The 17023-nt window shown below is 49.0% G+C and carries 13 protein-coding genes; 6 read left to right on the top strand and 7 right to left on the bottom strand.

Annotated features, from left to right (window positions below; genetic code table 11):
- The first annotated feature begins 44 nt into the window (after positions 1 to 44).
- From S7335_RS18550 to uvrC, 4 genes are all read left to right on the top strand, one after another.
- Complete coding sequence (locus tag S7335_RS18550; protein ID WP_038016502.1) at positions 45 to 1139, top strand: DUF3326 domain-containing protein; 1095 nt, start codon at positions 45 to 47, stop codon at positions 1137 to 1139.
- A 66-nt stretch (positions 1140 to 1205) separates the two neighbouring features.
- Positions 1206 to 1979 (top strand): PspA/IM30 family protein, encoded by a 774-nt coding sequence (locus tag S7335_RS18545; protein WP_006457376.1) that lies wholly within the window; start codon positions 1206 to 1208, stop codon positions 1977 to 1979.
- Between the two features lie 112 nt (positions 1980 to 2091).
- The gene (locus S7335_RS18540; RefSeq protein ID WP_006456771.1) at positions 2092 to 3282 is read left to right on the top strand and encodes an LL-diaminopimelate aminotransferase; all 1191 of its coding nucleotides are present in this window, start codon (positions 2092 to 2094) and stop codon (positions 3280 to 3282) included.
- 236 nt (positions 3283 to 3518) lie between these two features.
- Positions 3519 to 5414 (top strand): excinuclease ABC subunit UvrC, encoded by a 1896-nt coding sequence (gene uvrC, locus S7335_RS18535; RefSeq protein WP_006455492.1) that lies wholly within the window; start codon positions 3519 to 3521, stop codon positions 5412 to 5414.
- Between the two features lie 1188 nt (positions 5415 to 6602).
- Here the strand turns inward: uvrC and S7335_RS27945 are convergent.
- The gene (locus S7335_RS27945) at positions 6603 to 6764 is read right to left on the bottom strand and encodes a hypothetical protein (protein ID WP_006456088.1); all 162 of its coding nucleotides are present in this window, start codon (positions 6762 to 6764) and stop codon (positions 6603 to 6605) included.
- 264 nt (positions 6765 to 7028) lie between these two features.
- On the opposite strand from S7335_RS27945, the gene gshB reads away from it, so the two are divergent.
- Together gshB and S7335_RS18520 are read left to right on the top strand one after the other, a co-directional pair.
- Positions 7029 to 8009 carry a glutathione synthase gene (gene gshB, locus S7335_RS18525; protein WP_038019059.1) on the top strand — a complete coding sequence of 327 codons (981 nt, stop codon included), beginning with the start codon at positions 7029 to 7031 and terminating at the stop codon, positions 8007 to 8009.
- 134 nt (positions 8010 to 8143) lie between these two features.
- The gene (locus S7335_RS18520) at positions 8144 to 9541 is read left to right on the top strand and encodes a cytosine deaminase (protein WP_083785109.1); all 1398 of its coding nucleotides are present in this window, start codon (positions 8144 to 8146) and stop codon (positions 9539 to 9541) included.
- A 266-nt stretch (positions 9542 to 9807) separates the two neighbouring features.
- Here the strand turns inward: S7335_RS18520 and cysC are convergent, their stop codons facing one another.
- The 6 genes from cysC to S7335_RS18495 all read right to left on the bottom strand — a co-directional run bounded on the left by cysC (position 9808) and on the right by S7335_RS18495 (position 16668).
- The gene (cysC, locus tag S7335_RS18515) at positions 9808 to 10356 is read right to left on the bottom strand and encodes an adenylyl-sulfate kinase (protein WP_006456990.1); all 549 of its coding nucleotides are present in this window, start codon (positions 10354 to 10356) and stop codon (positions 9808 to 9810) included.
- Positions 10357 to 10492: 136 nt separating this feature from the next.
- Positions 10493 to 12277 (bottom strand): SLC13 family permease, encoded by a 1785-nt coding sequence (locus S7335_RS18510; RefSeq protein WP_006457532.1) that lies wholly within the window; start codon positions 12275 to 12277, stop codon positions 10493 to 10495.
- Positions 12278 to 12619: 342 nt separating this feature from the next.
- Positions 12620 to 13336 (bottom strand): AI-2E family transporter, encoded by a 717-nt coding sequence (locus tag S7335_RS29235; protein ID WP_006454339.1) that lies wholly within the window; start codon positions 13334 to 13336, stop codon positions 12620 to 12622.
- 2 nt (positions 13337 to 13338) lie between these two features.
- Positions 13339 to 13731: an AI-2E family transporter gene (locus S7335_RS29230; protein WP_255346466.1), complete on the bottom strand. Its 393-nt coding sequence runs from the start codon at positions 13729 to 13731 to the stop codon at positions 13339 to 13341.
- An 88-nt stretch (positions 13732 to 13819) separates the two neighbouring features.
- Positions 13820 to 15229, bottom strand: a complete 1410-nt coding sequence (locus S7335_RS18500; protein WP_006453902.1) for a TldD/PmbA family protein — start codon at positions 15227 to 15229, stop codon at positions 13820 to 13822.
- Entirely contained in the window at positions 15226 to 16668 is a 1443-nt protein-coding gene (locus tag S7335_RS18495; protein ID WP_006454608.1) for a TldD/PmbA family protein, read from the bottom strand. Before S7335_RS18495 ends, S7335_RS18500 begins: the two co-directional genes overlap by 4 nt.
- Between the last annotated feature and the right edge of the window lie 355 nt (positions 16669 to 17023).

The following is a 17023-nucleotide window of genomic DNA, read 5'->3' as shown; positions in this document are numbered from 1 at the left end:
AACCTTGCTCTGACAGTTTCCTTCTGACAGTTTTCTAAAGAGAAATGACCTTGAAGAGGCCACACACGACGGTTCTGATCATTCCAACCGGGATCGGTGCGGCTATGGGGGGCTATGCGGGCGATGCGTTACCGATTGCCCGAACGGTTGCTAGTGTTACAGACCGATTGATTACTCACCCTAATGTGTTGAATGGGGCGCAGCTATACTGGCCGATGGACAATGCCTACTATGTTGAGGGCTATGGTCTAGACCAATTCGCGGCAGGGCGCTGGCGGCTAAGACCTGTCTACCAAAATCCGATTGGGCTAGTCATTGATAAAGGAGTCGAAGATGAGCTGCGATCACGTCACCTACAGGCAGCGGATGCCACCCGAGCGACATTAGGACTTGATGTGCGATCGCATATCGTGACCGACCGGCCGCTAGGGGTCACGCTCAAGACGACTGAATCCGGAGCGTCTTGGGGAACGTTAACGAACCCGGGTAGTTTGCTGCGAGCAGTAGAACGCTTGATTACAGAAGCGAAAGTGCGAGCGATCGCCGTCGTTGCTCGCTTTCCAGATGATGATGGTTCAGACGTGCTAAAGGCCTACCGGAAAGGGCAGGGAGTCGATCCGCTAGCGGGCGCTGAGGCGGTGATTAGTCACCTGGTGGTGCGTACTTTTAAGCTGCCCTGCGCTCACGCGCCTGCGCTATCTCCTTTGCCTTTAGGCCCTCAAATTTCACCGCGCTCTGCGGCTGAAGAAATTGGCTATACCTTCTTATCTTGTGTGCTGGTAGGTCTTAGCCGTGCGCCCCAGTTTTTGACAGAGGTGGTGGGTAGTCAAGCCAATACGACCGGTGATATCTGCTCAACGGAGGTAGATACAGTGATTGTGCCAGCGACTGCTTTGGGGGGTAGCGCGGTGATGAGTCTAGCTCAGAGCGCGGCTCAGGTGATTGTCGTGGGTGAGAATAAGACGACAATGTCGGTTAGGGCTGAAGATCTAGGGATACGAGCGATCGCGGTTGATACTCATTTAGAAGCAGTCGGTGCGATCGCCGCTTATAAAGCGGGTGTCTCTTTGATGGCACTGCGCCCCAACATTCTTCCTATTGGCCACGTTCCCAACTCCCTACTTGGCAACGTAAGATAAAAAAGACAGGAAAGAGGTATTTTCCTGCGGTATCTTTTGAGTAGCTAGTCGAAGGAAAAGAACAAGATGGGACTGTTTGATCGCGTCAGCCGGGTCGTGCGCTCTAACCTTAATGCGGCCGTGAGTTCGGCAGAAGATCCTGAAAAGATTCTGGATCAGGCGATTATGGATATGCAGGAGGACCTAGTGCAGATGCGTCAGGCGGTCGCTCGTGCGATTGCCTCTCAAAAGCGAGTAGAGCAGCAGGCAAATAAGGCCCAGTCCGAGGCAAATACTTGGCAACAGCGTGCCCAGCTAGCGCTGCAAAAGGGAAATGAGGATCTGGCCCGTCAAGCACTGTCTCGTAAGAAGGCTCAGGCCGAAACCGCTGCGGCACTTAAGACTCAGCTCGATCAACAGTCTGTTTCTGTAGGTACGCTTAAGCGTCAGCTGATTGCTTTGGAGAGCAAGATCTCTGAAGCGAAGACTAAGAAGGATATGCTCAAGGCTAGAGCAAGTGCCGCTAAAGCGAATGAGCAGCTGCAAAAGAGTGTCGGCACACTTAGCACCAGCAGTGCGATGGGCGCCTTTGAGCGGATGGAAGAGAAGGTGCTGCAAATGGAGGCCAGTGGTCAGGCAGCAGCTGAGTTAGCCGGGGCAGATCTAGAAAGTCAGTTTGCTAGCTTGGAGGCAGGCAGTGATGTGGACTATGAGCTCGAAGCGATGAAAAATCAGATGTTAGGGGGTTCTTCTCCGGCTCAAGAGGCCTTGCCAGCAGCTGATGAGGTCAAAGCTACACCTAGTGATTCGGCGGTCGATGCGGAGTTAGAGGCGCTGAAATCTGAGCTAGATAGTCTCTAAATTGAAAGCGTAAAGTGTGAATGGGAAGTATGGGCGGCTAGGAATGGGGCAGGCTTACTTTTTCTGTGTTGATCGTTCATACTTTTAACTTGCCTGCTAACTTGCTTCTCTTATGCAGATTGCCGATCGTCTTGCGCCGCTACAGACCAATGTTTTCGCCGATATGGACAGCGCGAAGGCTAGGGTGATCGCTAGCGGAAAACAGATCATCGATCTTTCTTTGGGGTCTTCTGATCTGCCAACGCCCCCTCATATATTGAGCGCGATCGCCACTGCTCTAGACGATCCAAAGACTCATGGCTACGCGCTGTTCAATAGCACTCGGGATTTTCGTATTGCGGCGGCGCAGTGGTATGAGCAGAAGTACGGTATCTCAGTGAATCAAGAAACAGAGGTACTGCCGCTGATTGGCTCTCAGGAGGGGACGGCTCATCTGCCTTTGGCGGTGCTGAATCCAGGCGATGTGGCGCTGCTGCTCGATCCGGGCTACCCCTCACATGCGGGCGGCGTCTATCTAGCGGGCGGCACCATCTATCCGATGCCTATCCTTGCTAAGAATGATTTCTTACCGCTCTTTTCAGATATCCCTAGCGATGTGCTGGCGAAGTCGCGAATGATGGTGTTGAGCTATCCGCACAATCCGACGACGGCGATCGCACCCCTGTTATTTTTTGAAGAAGCCGTTGCCTTTTGTCAGCAGCATAATATTGTGCTGGTGCATGATTTTCCCTATGGCGATCTGTGCTTTGAGGGTGGCTCAGCGCCGTCTGTGCTGCAAGCAGATCCGGATAAGTCGGTGTCGATCGAATTTTTTACGCTGTCGAAATCCTATAACATGGGTGGCTTTCGGGTGGGGTATGCGATTGGCAATGCGCAGCTAATCAAAGCGCTGCGGCAGGTGAAGGCGACGGTGGATTTCAATCAGTATCGGGGCATTCTACGGGGGGCAATCACGGCCTTGACGGGTCCCCAAGATTGCGTGAGCCAGATGGTCAATACTTTTGCTAACCGTCGTGATACCGCAGTTGAGGCACTTCGCTCGATTGGGTGGTCTGTGCCTATGCCTAATGCCACGATGTATATTTGGGCCAAACTGCCTGAGGGTTTGCCGAATAACTGGTCTACGCAGTCTATTGATTTTTGTGCATCACTAGTTGCTGCGACGGGAGTTGCGCTTTCTCCTGGAAGAGGATTTGGTAAGTCAGGAGAAGGCTATGTTCGCTTTGCTCTGGTTCAATCGCCTGATGTGTTAGCTGACGCTATTGGCAAGATTGGCGAATTTGTAGCACAAGCGAGCGTGTGATTGACTGCAACTCTATATTCCAGCTCTACGAGAGAGCTTAACCAAGCACTGGAAAACAATCTGAATGACTAGCTGTAGAAGGAAACTGGCATTAGAATATTTGGTACGTCTTTGGCTGTCTGGCTTTGGCTGTTTGGCTTTGCCCTTTTAGCTTTGGCTCTCTTATCTTTTTGAGACTCTATCTCTGCTGATAGTGCCTGCTGATACCTTCACCCGTTCATAACATTAGTTACTACGTGCCTACTTCTGTTGCTGCTTCTGATAAGACGCTTCTACGAAACCCGGAGAAGTTAGAAAATCGACTGAAGGAAATCCCCCAAGAACCAGGGGTTTACTACATGAAGGATGAGACTGACCAAATTCTTTACATTGGTAAGTCGAAAAGCCTGCGTAATCGTGTGCGTTCTTATTTTCGAGAGGGGGCACATCACCATACGCCGCGGATTGCCACGATGGTGCAGAAGGTGGCAGATATTGAGATTATCGTTACCGATACAGAAGCCGAAGCGCTGGCGCTAGAGGCAAACCTGATTAAGCAGCACCAGCCCTATTTCAATGTGCTGCTCAAAGATGATAAGAAGTATCCCTATCTCTGCATTACCTGGTCTGAGGACTATCCGCGCATTTTCATTACACGACAGCGGCGAAAGAATGCAAAAAATCGCTACTACGGTCCCTATGTAGACACTGGCTCACTGCGTCGCACTTTGCAAATTGCCAAGCGAGTTTTTCCGCTTAGGCAACGCAAGCAGCCTTTGTTTAAGGATCGGCCCTGTCTAAACTACGATATTGGCCAGTGCCCTGGCGTGTGCCAGCAGCTAATTACGCCGGAGGACTATCACAAAATTGTGCAGCGAGTGGCAATGGTCTTTCAAGGGCGATCGCACGAGTTGATTGACATGCTAAATGCCAAGATGGAGAAAGCTGCTGAGGCGCTTGATTTTGAGAAGGCTGCCATCATTCGCGATCAGATAAAGGGGCTAGAGACGCTTGGGGCCAACCAGAAGGTGGCTTTGCCAGAGAGTACAGTCTCTAGAGATGCGATCGCGCTTTCTGGGGACGACCAGCATGCGTGCATCCAACTGTTTCAAATCCGTGCGGGTCGTTTGGTCGGTCGTTTAGGTTTTGTCGCTGAGGCGGAGTCCGGTACTCCTGGCGAAATTTTGCAGCGAGTGCTTGAAGAGCACTATCGCCTGGTTGATCCAGTTGAAATTCCTACTGAGATCTTGTCTCAGCATCCGTTGCCTGATGGCGATATGCTGAGCGACTTTCTCAGTGCTCAGAAGGGTCGCAAAGTCTCTATCGAAGTGCCGCAGCGCCAGGTCAAAGCTGAGCTGGTTGAGATGGTTGAACGAAATGCTCAGTATGAGCTAGCTCGTACCCAGCGCTTTGCTGATCGCAATACGCAGGCTATGCAAGATCTGGCTGAAATTGTTGATCTTCCTGGTCCGCCAAAGCGCATTGAGGGCTACGATATTTCCCACATCCAGGGCTCTGATGCAGTTGCTTCCCAAGTTGTTTTTGTTGATGGACTACCCGCCAAGCAGCACTATCGCACTTACAAAATCAAGAATCCGACTGTCACCAGTGGTCATTCTGATGACTTTGCGAGTATGGCCGAAGTCATCCATCGTCGCTTTCGCCGCTATGCGGAAGATCCGAACCTACAGCGACTAGGCAATCCAGACTGGCCCGATCTGGTCATGATTGATGGTGGTAAAGGCCAGCTGTCGGCTGTGGTTGCTCAACTACAGGATATGAACCTGCTATCTGAGTTGCGTGTGGTCAGTTTGGCCAAGCGGCATGAAGAGATATTTTTGCCTGGGGAAAAGCAGTCGCTAGAGACGGAAGCTGACCAGCCCGGGGTGATGCTGCTGCGGCGGCTGCGAGATGAGGCGCATCGATTTGCTGTGAGCTTTCATCGCAAGAAGCGCATGACTAGGATGAGGCGATCGCGCTTAGAAGATATTCCAGGCCTTGGGCACAACCGACGTAAGCAACTCCTTGCTAGCTTCCGCTCAATCGACTACATCAGAGAAGCTTCTCCAAAACAACTTGCTAGTGTCGATGGCATTGGTCCTCAGCTTGCAAAGCAAATATATGAGTATTTTCATCCCTCTGCAGCTATGTAGTCGATAAGTTTAGTCGACAGACAATCTATTAAACGCCGCGCTATTAGGTATCTAAAATACACCGCAATTGTTGACCCAGTTCGTATCTTTGATATTGGTATTTTTTAGTGTGTTTTCTGATACCAAGTTGCAGCACAAAGGAGTTAGTGTCTACAAATTCATGTAGGCGAAATAGTACTTTTAGAAATATTTATCAAAGTGTTCTTCAGGATACATTTTTAGTTTTCAAAATCAGATATTTAACTCAGATTTACTTTGCTAAATATTTCGATACGAAGAAGTATTACGATGCTTAGAGATATTTCATAAAAGAATATAAAGAGAATCTTTAGTTGTGAGCTTGTATATGTCTGGAGAAAGAGTTTCCCATAGTAAAAACGAAGCGTAAATACTTATCTATCCTTGGTATTCCGGGCCTTTTCATAGGTCGGGGATCGGTTCTGTAATGGGCGATCCCCAGACTTTTATGTCTTTGGACCCCTTTGCGATAGCACTAGCTAATTGCCATAATAAGTAAATCAATAGCTCGTGCACAAACCATGACATCCACCTTTGAATGTTACGACAGTGCAGAAGCGTTGACACTCATAAACATTGAGTAATGTCATCAACCCGTTAGAGACCATGAAGGTTATGAAAATTCGCGCTAAAACGTTTCTTAAATCATTTAGACAAAATGCAGCTTTAAATGCATCTTCAGGAAGGCTCCTTAATAGCGCTGTTAAGGAAGTATCAGCATCGTTAGCTGCAGCTTCATCTACTGGTTCATCTGCTGTTTGTCAGCGTAGAGAAAAGGATACGGTTCAAATCGTACACTGTCCGACCTGTGGTAGAGCAGCTGAAAGGCGCTATGTCGCCAAGACTTCTCAAGTTCGCACTCAGTGTGATAGCTGCGACTACTTAATGGTTTCTTGCGCGAAAACTGGTCGCGTCATAGAGTCTTATGCACCTAGCTTCTCGCCTAGTACTTTCTCCGCTCGATTGGCAGCTAGCTAGTAGATTGGTAGCTAGCAACGCTTCCTTTAGAGGACATTTCTGTGATTTTAGTGAGTAAAAGTTACTAGTAGAAATTACTCAAAAAGCTTAACTTCGTTTTTGATGACAACTTAATGCTTAAGTAAAAAGCGCACTTCTCTATAAAAAGTGCGCTTTTTCTTTGGATAGAAGTAGGAGGAGAGCGCATAGCTACTAAAGGCGATTAAGTGCCTGTTTGAGCGCGATGATGACTTCGCTAGGGACTTCATCTGGCTCAACAGAATTACGTACTACCTTTGTCTCAAGCGTGTTTAGACCTATCAAAAGGTGTAAAGATAATGTGATGATAGCCGCCTGTATGACTTTGCTAAACATTTGAATTCTCCTCTCCCCAACCTACCGCTTACAGTAGTAAGTCTTGAGAGAGCTGCGAATCAGTGATGGTACCGAATTTGGATTGTCACAGTACTGACTAGTTGTTCAAACTAGCGAAGCGCTCCTGGAAACGCAGTCTAGTACTGAAACTTCAGCAACTCGGTTTTTTGCTGATTTGTGTTTGTGAGTGAGGTAGCTTGTGTAATTGTTCGCACAGATGTAGTCGTATTAAAGATTCAAAGCAATATTTTTGGGAGAGTTCTTTTGAAATTAGCGTTCATCATCGACCCAATTGAACGATTAGACCCCGGCCATGATACGAGTGTGGCAATCATGGAATCGGCGCAGATGTTGGGCCACGAGGTGTATATTACGCAGGTCAATAAGCTAGGTGTAGTTGAGAGCAGGGCCTATGGCTGGCTACATTCTGTGAAGATGAAGCCGGTTGTACAGGAGGGTAATCGCTGGGTAGGTGAATCAGATTGGTATAGCTTGAGCGATGCAGAATGGCAGCCATTAGAGGCGATGGATGTTGTCTTTATGCGCAAAGATCCGCCGGTGACAGTCCCCTATTTGTATGTGACCTATATTCTTGACTACATTGATAGTCAGAAAACACAGGTGATTAATTCACCGGCAGGATTGAGAGCAGCCAATGAGAAGATGTATGCCTTGCAGTTTACAGAGGCGATTCCTGAAACAATCGTTAGCACTGATAAGCGAGTGATTCGTGAAGCGGTTGACCGCTGGGGTGCGGGGGTAGTGAAACCCTTGGGTGGCAAGGCAGGTGAGGGAATTTTATTTTTAGAAGAAGGCGATCGCAACTTTAATTCCATCATTGAAGTTAGCACTCAACAGGGTCACGAACCCATAATGGTTCAAGCTTACCTACCTGCTGCTAAAGAGGGGGATAAGCGGGTGATTTTGCTTGATGGCGATCCCATTGGAGCTGTGAACCGTGTACCTACCGGTAAAGAATTTCGCGGCAACATGGCTGTCGGGGGCCGTAGCGACAAAACTCAGCTTACCGAACGTGATTTAGAAATCTGTAAGCAAGTCGCCCCTGTTCTTCGCAAAGACGGTTTAGTCTTTGTTGGGATCGACATCATTGGCGGCTATTTGACGGAGGTGAACGTGACTAGTCCAACTGGTATTCGCGAAGTTGATCGTTTAGACGATGTGCGGCTAGGAAATCAGGTTGTGAAGTGGCTAGAGAAAAGGCAGCAAGAACTTCAAAATAGTTAGGGTCTTAGTAGCTATCTATCTGGCCTGCTGATAATTGCTTTGATGATTTAACTGCCAAGGCGCTAGGTGCTAAGCCAAGTGGTCCTCGGTATTAAAGGTACCCGGCTGTGTATTAACTGGGCTAAGTCTAGCGAATGACGTTGTTCCCTTATTTACTTTCTGTGCCGATGCCGATCACTCCTTTCCTTGAATTTCCTAAAGCTGCTCACTACTGGCTCTGTAATGCTCAGGTGCCGCGTTCTTTATTGGCTGATTCAGACGAATGGCCTTCAATAGCTCGGTTCCAGTCAGTCCCTGATTCCCCAGAGCTAGCTTCGGTAAGTTTGGAGGTGAATGAGGGGAGGGTGGTAAGCGTGCGATCGCCCGACGCTGATCTAGAAGTAGCTGTACCAGTTGTCAATGCGAATTCGAGTTTGGTTTGGCCGTGCTTTGTCGATATGCATACTCATTTGGATAAGGGACATATCTGGCCAAGAAGTCCAAATCCCAACGGAACGTTTGAGCAGGCTCTAGAGACCGTGCAAAGCGATAGCGAGCAGCGCTGGAGTGCAGAGGATGTCTATCAGCGGGCTGAGTTTGGGCTGAATTGTAGCTACGCGCATGGCACTCAGGCGGTTCGTACTCATATAGATGCTTTTGATGAGCAAGGTGAAGTTAGCTTTGAAGTGTTTCGTCAACTGAGGCAGAAATGGGTCGATAGAATTCAGTTGCAGGCGGTTTGTCTGGTCTCTCTAGACTATTTTCTAACGCCGAAGGGAGAAAAGCTAGCAGATTTGATGGCCGCCTATGGCGGCGTCTTGGGCGGTGTCTGTTTTATGAATGATGAAATTGTTCAACAGATTGATCGAACATTTGAGCTGGCAATAGAGAGAGGATTGGACCTAGATTTTCATACGGATGAAAGCTTAGACCCTAATGATGTGACGCTGCGTTTGGTCGCCGAGGCAGCGATTCGCCATAGGTTTACAGGCCGGATTACCTGTGGGCACTGCTGTAGTCTCTCTGTTCAATCTGAGGCGGAGGTAAAACAAACCATTGATGCTGTGAAAACAGCAGGCATTTCGATCGTGAGTTTACCGATGTGTAATCTGTACTTGCAGGACCGTCAGCTAGCGCAAAAAAAACAGAGAACGCCTCGATATCGGGGAGTGACAATTTTGAGAGAGTTGAAAGCGGCGGGGGTAAAGTGTGCGATCGCCTCTGATAATTGCCGCGATCCGTTCCATGCCTACGGTGATCATGATGGTCTAGAAGTCTTTACTCAGTCTGTCAAGATTGGACAGCTTGATCATCCGATCGAAGACTGGCCGAGGGCGATTACTCAAACCCCCGCTGAGATGATGGGTCTTGAGAACATAGGAAAGATTTTTGAAGGTGGCTCTGCCGACTTTGTTGTGTTTAAAGCGCGAAGTTTTAATGAACTGATGGCTAGGGGACAAGGTGATCGTGTTGTTATTCGCAAAGGCAAACAGATTGATACTACTCTCCCTGACTATGCAGAGTTGGATACTTTGATGAATGTGGTAAGTTGAGACTTCAAGCAAGTACTATTGACTCTGCCTAGCTGACACAGTATTGCATCTAATTAGGTCAGTAAGGACAACAAAGACCCTAAGGGCATTAGGTAAGCATCAGGTCACAATGGCCAAGCTGACTAGTCACAATGGCTAAGCTGACTAGCAAAGTAAGAACGCATCCTTACTTTGCTGTATACCTGTGTTGAGATGTCTGTGTTGAGTATCTGCGCAATCTGCGTAAGTTGTTACCAAGCGCTAGGCAGAGCCGATGTTCGATTATCTTACGCCGCAACCGCAGCAGGCAAGTAGCCCATCTCTTCCATCTTAGCGATAACTTTGTTGACGCTTTCTTCCAAAGTCTCTTTGTGAGTTTCACAGTTAACTTCAGGGTTGGTAGGCGCTTCGTAAGGGTCACTAATACCGGTGAACTGTTTGATCTCACCAGCGCGGGCTTTGGCGTATAAACCTTTTACGTCACGCTTCTCGCATTCTTCAACCGGTGCGCTGACATAGACTTCGATGAAGTCACCAATTTTTTCGCGGACTTCCTCGCGGATAGCCCGATAAGGAGAGATAGCAGCAACTAAAACAATCACACCATTGCGCGTGAGTAAATCACAGACGAAACCAATCCGACGAACGTTGGTATCACGATCTTCTTTACTAAAGGTCAATCCCTTTGTTAGGTTGGTGCGAACGATGTCGCCATCTAGGACCTCAAACTTGACGCCACGCTCTTCTAGTTTTAGCTTAAGCGCGTCATTGATAGTGGTTTTCCCAGCGCCGCTAAGTCCAGTGAACCATACGGTAACGCCTTTTTGTTCTGACATTTGTTTATTCTCCTAACAAGTCTGATGAAATTGCAAGTTTTACCGGATGGAGGGCACTAGCGAGCCCAGGGTTGCGAGCGACGCTACTTGGTCGCCGTCTCAAACTAAGGACTTAAAGCGAGATAAAGATCCGTCTCTATGTTCCATATAGCCAGAGCGCCAATGGAGGCGTGATGATTGTCATAATTAAACTCAAAGGACCGCCTACCTTAAGAAAGTCTAGAAAGCGATAGCCACCTGCACCATAAACCATAGTGTTGGTCTGATAGCCAATCGGAGTTATAAAGCTGTTGGATGCGGCAAAGGTGATAACAAAGATGACGGTCAAAGGGCTGAGGCCAACGGCAGTGGCAACTTGTACGCCAATTGGTAAAAGTAATATGACCGATGCATTATTGGATAATACGGCGGTAAGGAGCACGGTAAGCACATAGATAAGCGTAAGTGTCCAATAGCTAGATAGGCTACCACTCATTGCGACTAGCTGGGCAGCAATCCATTCGGTTGCGCCGGAGTTTTGCATGGCGGTTCCCATTGGAATGAGACAAGCTAGTAAGAAGATAACGTCCCAGCGGACGGCCTGATATAGCTCACCTGGCTTGAGACAGCCGGTGACTAGCATAGCAACTACGCCTGCAAGGGCAGATACTAGGATGGGATAGTCGGTTATGGCGGCGGTCGCGACGACGGCTAGACCAATGGTAAGCGCAATATAAGTCTTGCTGGTGCGTAGAGTTTCAACGTCTCTTTGTTCTAGTAGCAGCAGATCTCGGCTGGTTTGCAAACCGGCTAAACTCTGCTTTGGCCCTTGGACTAGCAGCAAATCGCCAAAGCGCAGCGGAACTTTTCCCATGCGATCGCGCACCAGTTCTTGACCTCTGCGAATGGCCAGCACCGTAACGTTGTACTTTTGCCGGAATCGTAGGTCTTTGAGTGTAGAGCCGACCAAGCTAGAGTTAGCAATCACCAGAGCTTCGGCAATACCTTCTTCTTCGCTAAGATCTCCCTGCCAGGATTTATGGCCGAATTGTACGTCCGGTAGGATCTCTAGTCCTTCACTTTCTCGGATCTTTAGCAGATCCTGCTTGCCACCTCTGGCAAGCAAAATATCACCCACGGTCATCTTTTTGTCAGCTAGCGGCTGAGGAAAATGGGTGTTGTTCCGGATGATTTCGAGCACGTCTACGTCAAATCGTCTTTGTAGCTGGCTGTCTTTGAGTGTTTTCCCTACGAGGCTAGAGCGGGGCGTGATGACTACTTCGCTAACGTAGTCTTTCATGCCGTACTTTTGGCTGAGTCCTCGATGGTCGACTCGACGATCAGGCATCATTAACGGGGTGGCGATCGCCATATACAGAAGGCCCACTACAAAGGTGATCACGCCGAGTCCGGTGAACTGAAAGAGCGAAAACGCGCCAAAGCCAAGTTCTGCCGAGAGGCCACTGGCCAATACGCTAGTAGAGGTGCCAACTACAGTGATCATGCCGCCTAAGATGGTGGCGAAAGAGAGCGGCATCATTAGCTTTGAAGGCGAGATGCGGTGCTGCTGGCAAAAGTCTTCGACGACAGGCAAAAAAACAGAAACGACAGCGGTGTTGTTAATCAGACCAGATATCGGCCCGACGATAATGCCTAAGGCAATAATCTGCCGCGTAAGCTGTTTGCCGCCCCACTGAAGCAGCCAACTGCTGGCCTGCTGCAAAACACCGGTGCGAGCAACGCCAGCGCTGAGGATGAACATGGCCATCACTGTGATAGTGGCCGGGTTACTAAATCCGGCGATGCCTTGCTCGGGGGTGACCTGCTTAGATAGGATCAGCGCCACCATAACACCTAGAGCAGTGATATCAGCTGGACACTTTTCTACGATGAAAAGCATTAGGGCGATAGCCACAATGCTGAGGGTGACGACGATGCTCATAGGGTTGCGGGTTCGTAGAGGGTAGATGGATGCCGCACTAAAAGGCCGCCACAATCTAGCCGATTATAGGCCGCTAGATATTAGAGTCAATAGATATGGAGGCGACTTATCACTAAATACACACATGCTAAATGAAATCTAAATGTTTCTTGAGTGCATACTAAATGTTTTTGAGCTATACAACCTGTTGAGGTGCTGAGGACGGATGCATCGGCTGAAACCGTTGTATGACAGTCAACTTGACTAACAGGTGGCCTAAGGCATCAGGACACCTGCTGCTGTAGATTTTTCCGCTTTAGATGCTTTGGCTTGGATGTTCTGACCAAGGTGTCGACTAAAACTTTAACTAGCATTGATTCCTGCTGTATCGGCCGGGATGCTCGCTGGCAGATGTTTTTCGTTTTTAAGTTTAGGTTTGAGATAAAGGTTTTCTAGGAGGACAGCACCACCAGCGACCCAAGGGGGAACGATCAGTGCTCCAATGATGCCCAAAACTTGAGTGCCACCTAAGACAGCTAGAAGCTGATAGAGCGGATGTACGCCGACGGAGTTGCCGACTAAGAGCGGATCGAGAATGTAGGTTTCAATATTTTGGATAGTTATGTAGAAAAGGATTACCCAAAGGACCACCCAGCCGCCTAGAGGAATAGCAACGATCAAGGCTGGAATAGCGCCCAGAATAGGACCGAGAAAAGGAATCAGGTTGGTGACACCCGCGATCGCGCCTAGGCCCACCGCAAAATCTTTGAGTCCTAGGAAGCTGAGTCCGACGCCAGTGACTAGCGCTAAGGTGAAAGAAACGATCAGTCGACCTCGAATATAGCCGCCGATGCGACTGCCAATCTCAGGTAGCTGCTGGCCAATCTCTTGATCCCATGGCTGAGGAAACAGCCGGACAAAGCTAGTGGTGAGGGTACTGCTGTCGGCCAGCATATAGCCGGAGATAAAGATAGCCAGTACGAGGCTAAGCAGTGTACCCAGGATGTCTGTGGTGACGGTGAAAGAACGCAAGGCGAGCTGACGAGTTGAGCGGACGGCCCAGGCGGCGATCGCCTGCACATCTAGCTGATCGAAGACTTGAGCGGTGAAGTCTGGCCTATTGTCATTGAGAGATAGCGCCAGGCTTCGGTTTGGGTCGCGGCTTTTCGCAGTAGCAGCGGTAGCTGTCGGACCAGTAGCTGAATTTGATCTAGCACGGTTGGTCCAATCAGCAGAACGACGCCGACTAGGGTACCAATAATGGCTAGATAGGTCAGTAGTGCCCCTAGCCAGCGAGGGATTCTGAACTGTTCTGCCCAAGCCACGATAGGAGAGATTGAGCATGCCAAGACGACGGAGATCATCACTAGGAGTAATAGCCCCCGTAGCTGCCATCCGATGATTGCGGCTGCGATCGCGGCAAAAACAATCAGAACGCCGCTCAATGAAATGGATACTCTCTGTTCAGAAGTCATGGATTAGCGCCAAGTTCTAGCCTTTAGCTCAGATATTCACTAGATATCTGCTGGCAGATAGCCTAGTTTTTCCAAGCTATCTGCCAAGCTAAAGGGTATATCGAAACTGCTCTATCAACATACCGGGTACCCACATACCACCGAGCGATCGTCGATTGTAGGTGCTAACAGTGGGAATAAACGTCTGTTCTACGGTGAGATCAATTAGACCTTCTCCGAGGAATCGGTAAAGATTGTCGTCGAATCGTAGGTTCTCAATCGGTGCGACAATCTCTCCGTTCTCTACCCAAAAGCAGGCGTAGCGAGTCATGCCGGTAATACCCCCAGCTACTAGGTCGCTCCAGTTTAGATAGTGTAAGTTGGAAAGGTAAAGGCCAGTATCCAATTGAGAGAGAATCTGTGAGTGGGATAGGGTCCCTGGTGCGATCGCGGGAGCACGCATCGATTCAGGGGTGCTCGCAGCATTGCTAGGCTTTTTGTATTCTTTGGCGCTGCGAGGACTGACCAGTGAGTTTGCCCATCTCCCTTTTTCAATGATGGGTAGCTGGCTTGGGGGAATTTCTCCACTATCATTAAATCGAGGGATGCTAATTCTGTTGAAGTTTTCTTCTAGAGAGAATTTTTTAGAGAGTATCGACTCACCTTTTTCTAGCGGACTGAAAGCGCTATTTCCTTGTCGAAGCGCCGCTTCTCCTAAGCCGCCCCAGGTGATTGTGTCAATGATTTCGGCAACGGCAGCGGGGGCGAGATAGGTGCGATAGCTTCCTTTCGGTAAAACTTTGGCAGGGCGAGAGAGCAGTTCTAACTGTCTTTGAGTAGCAGCGACGTTTGTACGGTATGTTTCGGCATCCCAACGGCTGCCCGCGACTGTCCCTTTGGCTGCTTGATTAAGGCTGTTACCAAACAAAGAATAGTCCAACGTGAAAGAGGGCGCCTCGAACCAGTGCTGTTTTCCAGCAGAGTCTGCATAAGCGCGATAGGAGATACCTCCCGCATAAAGTCCAGAGAAATCTAGCGTCTCAACTGGACGAAGCAGCTGCTCGGCAACGTCTGTTGCTTTTAATAGCTGCCCGCTACGAACTTCTCGGCTAGTGTTGTCTTCTATCGCTGTAGGAAGAACAACATAGGGATCAATAGGTAGCTCAAAGAAATCTTGTTGAACTTGTGATAAGGCACTTTGAGTGGATAGCCAATCGGTATCAAACTCTCCAGTAAATGGTAGGGTAACCGAGGTTGTACGATTATCTGTCATCACGCTTAGGTATATCTGCCCGTCGCGTACCAGCCCAGTCTGTCGGACTTTGGCTCGGTTAAACCGGGTGAACTGACTTTCTTCTCCCGCTAGCGAAAGGGTGAAATCTTGGTGATTTTTTAGCTGGGAAGGAATGGCTGCGACCAGCTTTTGAAACGTTTCTTCGTAGCTATTGGACAATTGATTGTGATCACTCGGTTGATTTGCTTTGCGCAGAGTTTGAGAGGGCAGAACTTCAGAAGTCATGCGTTGGCGCCTCCAAATACTTCGACATCGTCGAAAGCGCAGACTGGAGAGGCATGACCGACGCTCACTAGTTGATTCGGTTCACCTTTGCCACAGCAGGGGGTGCCGTACACGGCGGCTGTGTGAACGTCTCCTACTTGAGAAAGGCTGTGCCAAAACTGCGGCGTTGTGGCTCGATAGTTAGGATTTTTAAGCGGGGTCGTCAGCTGGCCATTTTCAATTTTGCGAGCATATTCGCAGCCGAACTGGAATTTGTGCCGCTGATCGTCGATTGACCAAGACCGGTTGGATTCCATATACACACCGTTTTCGATACTGCTGATCATGGCCTCGAAGCTGGTTTCTCCTGGCTCTAAATTAATGTTTGCCATGCGGTCAATCGCAGGACGGTTCCAACTGCAGGCCCGGGCACAAGCTACGCCAGGAATATTCAGACGAGTTTGGCTTTCTAGCCCACCTAAGCCTCGTTCTAAAACACCTTGACGGATGAGGTATTCTCGTTTGGCCGGAGCACCCGTATCGTCGTAGTCGTAGCTAGCAAGTTCTCCAGAATGGGTGGCATCGAAAGTGACATTCATCAACGGTGAACCATAGGCTAGCCGACCAAAGTCTTGAGGCTGAATAAAGCTACCGCCCGCGTAGTTGCGCTCATCTCCTAGAATGCGGTCTAGCTCCAAAGGATGGCCAACGCTTTCATGTAGCTGAAGCATCATTTGATCAGGGGCGAGCACGAGCGTGGTGGTGTCATTAGGACAGTCGGGGGCAGTGAGTAGTTCGATGGCCTGTTCACCAATGCGGGTGGCTCTTTCCCAAAGATCCGCGGTTTTAAATCTTTCCCAGCCGCCTTGGTAGCTATGGGCCATTGGACCGTTATCCGTGCGGGCCTGCGTGACGTCAGCAGATTGGGCGATCGCCCCTAAATGACTTTCTATCAGGTTTAATTTCTGATGGACCTGGGAACCGTTGCTGCTGACTAGCCAGGATTCGATGTCGTGGGTGCGGGCGATCGCTCTGGTATGCACGATATCTGGTGATACCTTTAGTCGCTCACAGAGCTGACGGAGAAGGTCGTTAATGTCGGCGGCTGTCAAACTGTCAAACGGCTGATCTAGCGGTGAGGTGTAGCTGCCAACTACGGTGGGTCGAACCGCTGTTGTAAATGAATGAACCGCCCAATGGCTAGATGCGATGGCTTGTTCATAAGCTTGCTCTCCAGCAGCTCTAAGCGCTTCAGGGGTCAGCTGATTGGTTGCACTATAGCCAAATTGACCGCGGGCGAGTACTTCTACCATTGCCCCTTGGTTTAGCGTGCGTCTATTTTGTTGCGGATTGCCATCGCGCATAGACCGAATGGTGCTAGTGGTTTGCGTGGCGCGAATGCCAATCCAATCGGCAGGAATATCAATCTGTTCTAGTACGGCGCTCAAATGCCCAATCATAAGAAACTTCAAACTTGCCTGTGTGCCTATAGCGTTTGTCACTTAGCTCTACACATTTGTAATAGGTAAAACCGTTGATGCCTATAGAGCTAAGTGGTTCGCAATTGCCCAGTGCGTTGGGTGATTGCTGTATGTGCAACTGCAGAAATCAAAGCTCGAAGGCTAAATTAGTCTGTTATTTCTACAGGCGCTGACTTTTAATACCACAGTGCCGTTGATAGATCTGCGTACCTGATAACGATCCTCTCTTCGATCAAATGGTTTGAAGGAAATCTATTTCTAATTTTTAATGCTAAAAAATGACTATAAGCTTTATTTAATTAGCTATAGTCTGATTAATTGCTTTTATAAAAAT

Source organism: Synechococcus sp. PCC 7335, from assembly GCF_000155595.1.
Lineage (GTDB): Bacteria > Cyanobacteriota > Cyanobacteriia > Phormidesmidales > Phormidesmidaceae > Phormidesmis.
The sequence above is the reverse complement of the archived record's forward strand: the minus strand, read 5'-3'. Positions and strand labels throughout refer to the sequence as shown.

Bases quoted from the DNA above. Each gene is read 5' to 3' on its own strand.
- S7335_RS27945 (WP_006456088.1), bottom strand. From the start codon at position 6,764: ATGTTTAGCAAAGTCATACAGGCGGCTATCATCACATTATCTTTACAC.
- S7335_RS18545 (WP_006457376.1), top strand. From the start codon at position 1,206: ATGGGACTGTTTGATCGCGTCAGCCGGGTCGTGCGCTCTAACCTTAAT.
- S7335_RS18495 (WP_006454608.1), bottom strand. From the start codon at position 16,668: ATGATTGGGCATTTGAGCGCCGTACTAGAACAGATTGATATTCCTGCC.
- S7335_RS18550 (WP_038016502.1), top strand. From the start codon at position 45: ATGACCTTGAAGAGGCCACACACGACGGTTCTGATCATTCCAACCGGG.
- cysC (WP_006456990.1), bottom strand. From the start codon at position 10,356: ATGTCAGAACAAAAAGGCGTTACCGTATGGTTCACTGGACTTAGCGGC.
- S7335_RS18500 (WP_006453902.1), bottom strand. From the start codon at position 15,229: ATGACTTCTGAAGTTCTGCCCTCTCAAACTCTGCGCAAAGCAAATCAA.
- S7335_RS29230 (WP_255346466.1), bottom strand. From the start codon at position 13,731: ATGACTTCTGAACAGAGAGTATCCATTTCATTGAGCGGCGTTCTGATT.
- S7335_RS18540 (WP_006456771.1), top strand. From the start codon at position 2,092: ATGCAGATTGCCGATCGTCTTGCGCCGCTACAGACCAATGTTTTCGCC.
- S7335_RS18510 (WP_006457532.1), bottom strand. From the start codon at position 12,277: ATGAGCATCGTCGTCACCCTCAGCATTGTGGCTATCGCCCTAATGCTT.
- S7335_RS18520 (WP_083785109.1), top strand. From the start codon at position 8,144: ATGACGTTGTTCCCTTATTTACTTTCTGTGCCGATGCCGATCACTCCT.